The following is a 7,457-nucleotide window of genomic DNA, read 5'->3' as shown; positions in this document are numbered from 1 at the left end:
CAAAAAATCTCTAATAACTCTTGTGTTAAGCGGTTAATGTTATTTGGGCCAAAAGGGTCAATCATATTATGGCCAAAGGGGTGAATTCTGTTTGGCCAAAAGGGTCAAAGTAGAGTGGCTTTTCCAACAGCTTCAGGACGTATAATATACGTAATTCGCCATTGCGAAGCAATGCCGTCACGTCACTGCTGTATGATGATGCAGATAACAAACTTTATATCGGCACCCGCAGGGCGGTTGAAGTGCTTGACCTGACCGAAATGAAGTTTGAGCGCATCGAGGCGATAGACACGCTGAAGATTAACTTAAATATCAATGCCATATGTGCTTCGGGCAATGACGGAATATGGATTGCCGCCCGATATGGCACTCTCATGTATTACGACAAGCGCCGGGGCGATGTAAAAATATATGACGACAAGACATTGCCCGGACTGCCTATAAATTTCGCGGCTCTTCTTGATGACGGTAAAGGCAAGTTGTATATAGGGCATCTGTGGGAGGGGATGAGTGTCCTTGATAAAAATACCGGTGAACTTGTCCGATACGTAGCCGACTCTTCCCGTGATACTTCGATAGCCGACAATGGTGTGCTGAGTATAGTAAAAGACCGGTTCGAGAATATATGGGTAGGTACGACTAACGGCCTGTCGTTATTTAACCGCTCGACAGGTACTTTCCGCACGTTTCGCAACTCTTCGCGAAACGACAAGCTTCTTGCTTCATCAAAAATCAATCATCTTGCCGTCATGGACGACAACACTCTGTGGCTGGCATGTGAGATGGGCGGCATCAGCATTCTTGATCTGGAGAGCCTCGCTCTTAATAATCCAGACAATATTGAATTTGCAAGTGTGCAAGTGACCTATGACGAGACCGGTCTGTCTTCGCCCGGAGTTCATCGTATATTTCAGGACAGTTACGGTAATGTCTGGATCGGCAGCCTTAATACCGGACTCGATTTTATAAGCCGGTCTACTTTGCCGTTCAATATGCTTCCTTATGCGTTTGCCAATAAAAAGAGAATGGTTAACCGGCCTGTGCACAGTATGGTTGTATTACCCGGCGACCGGCGTAGCGTATGGGTCGGCAGTGAAAACGAGATTGCTCTTTTTGTCGACGAGAATTTCGTAAGGTCGGTCAATCTGAGCCGATATGTTTCACGTCCATATGCTCAGGTATTTTCTATGGGCGGAGATGAAAACGAAATGTTGCTGGGACTTGATGACGGTACGTTGCTGCTTTACAATCCCAAGTCAGGCCGTATTTCGAAGGTCGATGCCGGAAATCTTCAACTGCCTGTCATAAATGGCATAGTGCGTTGTGATGACGGTACTTACTGCCTTGCCGGGTCGTCGGGACTGTTTACTTACTGCAACGGAAAAGTACATGAATGCAATTATATCAATGAGAAGATGCAGCATGTGACGCTAACCGATCTGACTTTTGACAAAGACAAAAATATGTGGATATCGACTTACGGGGCCGGAGTGTTCGTAATCGGTCCTGATAAGGAGATTAAGGCCCATTTTGAGTTGGCCGAGGGTCTAAGCCATAATGTGGTCAACAATATATACACCGACAGTGAAGGACGTGTATGGGCTGCCACACAGGACGGAGCGGTGCGTTTTGACAATGCTGACGGCACCGGACTTGTGACGGTGGGTTACGAGCATGGACTGGCAAATACAAATATACATTCCGTTACGGAGGACAAGCAGGGCAATCTGTGGTTTGTCTCCGACGTCGGTATATCGAGGATGTCATCAGACCTTACCGATTGCCGTAACTATGACATTCATGATGGCATCATGCCGGGACGTTTTTCCAATACACCGGTGGCTGTGACGGGTGACGGCCGTATGTATATATGCGGATTCCAAGGTGTATGTACATTCTCTCCGTCCGACCTTGATGCAGTCGAGGCGGTATCGCCGGTAAGTATATTGGGCTATAAGGTCTTGTCTGACTACGTAGACGGAGCTGAAACCCCTGACTTCAATATACTGTCGGGCGACGGCATAAAGTTGCCATATGATAAAAACTCTTTCAGCATATCTTTCTCCGTGCCTGACTACTCGCAGTACAATATGGTCGAGTACGCTTACAAAATGGTCGGCTACGATGACCGGTGGATCAACGTCGGAGGCAATCATACGGTTGTGTTCCGCAATATTCCGCCGGGCGATTACAGGTTTATGGTTAAAGCGCGTCTGCGTCATCAGGAGTGGGACGAGCCCAATGTGGCATCCATAGAGATGCAGGTGACTCCGCCTTTGTGGCTTACATGGTATGCGAAGCTCTTTTACGGATTGATTGCCGCCGCGGTGATATATATGATAGCACATTTTTATACACGCCATGTAGTGATGAAAAATTCTGTCGAGGCGGCGCGCATGAAATCGCAGAATGAGCAGGAGCTTATAAACGAGCGTCTGCGTTTTTACACCAATATCACTCATGAACTGCGTACTCCGCTGACTCTTATAATCGGCCCGCTTGAGGACATGATAGAGGACAAGAAGTTGCCGGCTGTTTACAAGAAACGTGTAAAGCTCATCTACAGTAGCGCCGTAAGGCTTCTTAATCTGGTCAATGAGATACTTGAGTTCCGTAAGACCGAGACTCAAAACCGCAAACTTGCCGTGGAACGCGGCTCGCTCGCAGGCGTGGTAAAAGAGATAGGACTACGTTACAAAGAGCTTAATCATAATCCGGATGTTAAATATGTTATCGATGTGCCCGATAAAACCGGCAATGACATGTATTTTGACAGCGAGGTGGTGACGACGATATTGAATAACCTGCTCAGCAATGCGGTAAAATATACTCCCAAAGGCCATATATCGCTGTCGCTGCGCGAAGAGATGGAGGACGGTGTGACATATGCCGACATTATAGTGTCGGATTCCGGCCACGGCATAAGCGTCGAGGCGTTGCCACATATATTTACCCGTTATTATCAGGCCGAGGGGAAGCATCAGGTACCCGGTACGGGCATCGGGCTTGCATTGGCCAAGTCGCTTGCCGAACTGCATGGCGGAGAGCTTACCGTACAGAGTGTGCTCGGCGAAGGTGCTACATTCCGCTTCCGTATACGTAAGGACAATCCTTATCCCGACGCACTACGCAAAGAACCCAAACCGGTAGAGCCGGAGGCGGATGAGGAGCAGGCTGAAGAGACTGCCGGCAAGGTGTGCACGGACAAACGTCCGCTTGTACTTATCGTGGAGGATAACGACGAGGTGCGGCAGTATATGGAGGATACTTTTTCGGAGTATTACCGCATAGCCACTGCCCATGACGGCAAGGACGGCATAGCCAAGGCCCGTACTTTGATACCCGATATAATAATATCGGATATAATGATGCCGGAGATTGACGGTCTCGAGATGTGTCGCATAGTGAAAGAAGATATGCTTACATGCCATATTCCGGTCATACTTCTTACGGCAAAGGACTCGACCAAGGACAAGGAGGAGGGCTACGATAAGGGAGCAGACTCCTATCTGACCAAGCCATTCAGCGCAAAACTGCTGCTCCGCAGGGTCGAAAATCTTCTGGAGAGCCGTCGCAGACTCGCCGGGCGCGTGAAAGAGACGGTGCCTGACATCGCAGGCGACAGTCCGGTAGTGAAGACACGCGACGGATTGAAGCTGAGCCGTCTTGATCAACAGTTTCTCGAACGTATCGAGACTATAATCGAGGAGCATGTCAATAATCCCGACCTTGATGTGGCATTCCTTACGGAGCAGCTTAATATGAGCAATTCCACCCTATACCGCAAGATAAAGGCCGTGGTGGGGATGTCGGCCAATGAACTGATACGTAAAATCAGACTTAGACACAGTGTAAGGCTTATGATGGAGGACGGCATGAACGTATCGGACGCCGCTTACGCGAGCGGTTTCAATACGGTCGACTATTTCCGTGCATGTTTCAAGGACGAATATGGTACTACCCCGTCAGACTACATTAAGAAACATAAAATATAGTACGATATGAGATTTAAAGGGAAATGGACGGCATCGTTTATTGTTGCCGCAGTGCTATGCAGTGCTGGCGTTAATGACGATGAGGCGGTTGTGACGGGCAGAGTATACCCGGAACGCAATGACGACCTTGCGTGGGAAAACGAGTTTGTGGCATTCAGGGCCTACGGTCCGAAGACTCAGCGCCGAGGTGAGCGCGGTTACGGCTATGATATATTTCTTAAGCGCGTTACGCGCAAGCCTGTACTTGACATGATGTATGCTTACCAGCTCGATCCGAACGATGAGCGTACTTATCACAAGGACTACGGCTATGGCATGGACTGCTATGCAGTGGGGCCTACTCTCGGTGCCGGTGTTACAGCTTTGCTTGAAGGCGACAGTCTGCTTTATCCGTGGTGTTATGACAAGGTGGATATATTGCGAGATGGACCAAGGCGTTTTGAGGCCCGTCTTACGTTTGCTCCCGCTGTTGTAGGGGGCGATACCGTGACGGAGACACGGCTTATATCGCTTGACGCAGGAAGTAGGCTTAATTGTACAAAAGTTGTTTATGGCGGGCTGAAGCATCCTGTAGAGCTTGCCACGGGCATAGTGCTTCATGACGAAGCAGGAGCGGTCACCACCAATCCGCGATGGGTGTCATATGTTGATCCGACACAAGGACCCGACAACGGCAAGGTATTTATGGGCATTGTCTTTGCAAAACAGCCGTCGGTAACCCGACGCCTCGACACTGTTGACGGAAAGAGCCATGTTGTGGGGATAACCCGTTATAATCCCGGCGATACACTTACATATTACTGGGGGTATGCGTGGGACCGCACCGACATAACCACACTCAAGCAGTGGCACGACTATCTCGACAGCTTCATGTCAAAGTAAAAAACGCCGATACAGCGAGAGCCTGCAAAGGCTCTCGTATAATGTAATCCGGGGACAAGCCGGCTTTCGGACGGCGCAGTCTCCGGTATGCAGGTCATCCAACCATCAATGAGTCTGCAAAGACTTATGCCGACAGCAATAAGCATGAGTCTTTGCAGACTCGAATATGTTTGAGACCAATTCCCCGGTCCGGACACTTCGTGCCCGGCTAACGAATGGCATGAGCCTTTGCAGGCTCGCGTGGTTGTTATACGGCGATAAGGCTGATAGGGGCGCGCCGTACTACCGGCATTCCTGCCCGTCTGCAGCATTTTAACAGTTCAACCGGGTTTTGCAATTAGACTCACGAATCGCTTTTCAGCATTCTGAAAAGCTTTGAACGCGCATAATCCATTGGCCCAATGTCTAATACAACCCATCTAAGCCTACTTTTTGCAATTAGTCCGTTTTACAGATGATTCCGTTTAATCGGATTTTGGGTGTATGAAAAAGCCCCCGGCGAATGCCGAGGGCTTTTTGTGCGCACGAAGGGACTCGAACCCCCACGTCGTCAGACACTAGATCCTAAGTCTAGCGCGGCTACCAATTACGCCACGTGCGCAGGATTTATAGTGCAAAGTTAATGAGTTAAGAGAAACTATGCAACTTTTAGGCCTAAAATGTAGGTTAAAAGTTGCATAGCTATGGTTAAACAGCTGTTATTCAACAGTTACGGATTTGGCGAGATTACGAGGCATATCTACGTTGCACCCTTTCATCACTGCTATGTGGTAGGCAAGAAGCTGCAACGGTATCGATACGATAATCGGTGACAGGCACTCGGGTACGGGAGGTATCTCAAGCGTGTGGTCGGCTATTTCGGGTATGGTTTCATCGCCACGAGTCACTATGGCTATTACCGAACCTCCGCGGGCTTTGACCTGCTGTATGTTTGATATGATCTTTTCATGCAGCTCGTCGGTTGGAGCTATCACTACCGTGGGCATTTCGCGGTCTATAAGTGCGATAGGGCCGTGTTTCATTTCGGCTGCCGGATAGCCTTCGGCGTGTATGTAGCTGATCTCTTTTAGCTTCAGAGCTCCTTCGAGCGCGCTCGGATAGTTGTAGCCGCGTCCGAGATAGAGGAAGTTATGGGCATATGTGAATATGCTTGACAGACGTTCTATGTTTTTGTTCAGTTTCAGGGTCTCCTTTATCAGTTCGGGCAGATTTATCAGTGCATGGGCCATCTCGGTCAGTTTCTCTTTGGAGATTGTGCAGCGGAGCTGCCCTATGGCAAGGGCGAGCATGGTGAGCACCGTGACCTGTCCTGTAAACGCTTTTGTCGAGGCCACGCCTATCTCGGGTCCTACGTGTATGTAGGTGCCGGTGTCGGTCTCGCGCGCTATTGAAGAGCTTACTACATTGCATACTCCGTAGACAAAGGCTCCTCTTTCCTTAGCCAGCTTTATGGCAGCCAGAGTGTCGGCGGTCTCGCCCGATTGAGATATGGCTATGACGATGTCCTGAGGAGTCACTACCGGATTGCTGTAACGGAACTCGCTGGCATACTCTACCTGTGCCGGTATACGTGCAATGCTTTCAAACAGGCGGGCACCTATAAGGGCGGCATGCCATGATGTGCCGCAGGCCACTATGATGATGCGCGAGGCATTTATAAAACGGTCGGGATGGTCGGTTATGCCTGACAGCTTTATCTCTGTGCCGTTGTTGACTATTCGGCCGCGGATGCAGTCATATATGGAGTTGGGCTGTTCGAAAATCTCTTTGAGCATGAAGTGGGGATAGCCTCCTTTTTCAAGCTGTGACACCGACAGGCGCAGAGTCTGTATGTCAATGCTTGATGTGCGGTTGTCGTTGGTTATCACGCGCAGCGGTTCGCCGCGTGATATGATTGCTATCTCGTCGTCGCGCAGATATACCACCTGATTGGTATAATCGATGATCGGCGTAGCGTCGGAGGCGATAAAAGTCTCTCCCTCTCCGATGCCTATTACCAGAGGCGAACTTTTGCGAGCGGCAATTATGGTGTCGGGATTCTCGCTGTCGATGACTACTATGGCATAGGCGCCTATGACCTGATTGAGGGCTTCGCGCACAGCGTCAATGAGCGGACATCTGTTGGTCGACTGGATGTATTCTATAAGCTGTACTACCACTTCGGTGTCGGTCTCGCTTCTGAATACGCATCCGTGTTGCTCAAGTGCCTGTTTGAGCACATTATAGTTTTCGATTGTGCCGTTATGTACAATCGCGATTTTACCGTTTGAACTGTAGTGGGGATGTGCGTTTACGTCATTAGGCTCTCCGTGGGTGGCCCAGCGCGTATGCGCTATGCCTATGGTGCCTTCTATGTCTTTAGATTCGCAAAACGCCTCAAGGTCGTTTACCTTTCCTCTTGTCTTATAGACGTTAAGTCGGTCTTCAGAGTTAATCAATGCCACTCCCGCGCTGTCATAGCCTCTGTACTCTAATCGATGTAAGCCTTTAATCAATATCGGATAGGCTTGCTGGTGTCCTATGTATCCTACAATACCGCACATAAATATAAATCGAGATGTGTTATTTGTTGTTTAACGG

Annotated in this window: 3 protein-coding genes and 1 tRNA gene; 2 read left to right on the top strand and 2 right to left on the bottom strand. The window is 49.3% G+C overall.

Translation table 11 applies throughout. The features are described from left to right. Positions 1-161: 161 nt before the first annotated feature. Positions 162-3,995 (top strand): hybrid sensor histidine kinase/response regulator transcription factor, encoded by a 3,834-nt coding sequence (locus tag FW767_RS10770; RefSeq protein ID WP_150980595.1) that lies wholly within the window; start codon positions 162-164, stop codon positions 3,993-3,995. Positions 3,996-4,001: 6 nt separating this feature from the next. Beyond that, positions 4,002-4,877: a DUF4861 family protein gene (locus FW767_RS10765; RefSeq protein WP_121700006.1), complete on the top strand. Its 876-nt coding sequence runs from the start codon at positions 4,002-4,004 to the stop codon at positions 4,875-4,877. Positions 4,878-5,396: 519 nt separating this feature from the next. Here FW767_RS10765 and FW767_RS10760 read toward each other — a convergent pair. Both FW767_RS10760 and glmS read right to left on the bottom strand, forming a co-directional pair. After that, positions 5,397-5,478, bottom strand: a tRNA-Leu gene (locus FW767_RS10760). A gap of 97 nt (positions 5,479-5,575) precedes the next feature. Further along, entirely contained in the window at positions 5,576-7,420 is a 1,845-nt protein-coding gene (gene glmS, locus FW767_RS10755; RefSeq protein ID WP_121700005.1) for a glutamine--fructose-6-phosphate transaminase (isomerizing), read from the bottom strand. Positions 7,421-7,457: the final 37 nt, after the last annotated feature.

Source organism: Heminiphilus faecis, assembly GCF_008728965.1.
GTDB lineage: Bacteria > Bacteroidota > Bacteroidia > Bacteroidales > Muribaculaceae > Muribaculum > Muribaculum faecis.
This window is presented reverse-complemented; position numbering and strand designations above follow the sequence as displayed.

What these genes read in the sequence shown, in the direction of transcription:
- FW767_RS10765 (WP_121700006.1), top strand. Translation starts at nt 4,002, where the DNA reads ATGAGATTTAAAGGGAAATGGACGGCATCGTTTATTGTTGCCGCAGTG.
- glmS (WP_121700005.1), bottom strand. Translation starts at nt 7,420, where the DNA reads ATGTGCGGTATTGTAGGATACATAGGACACCAGCAAGCCTATCCGATA.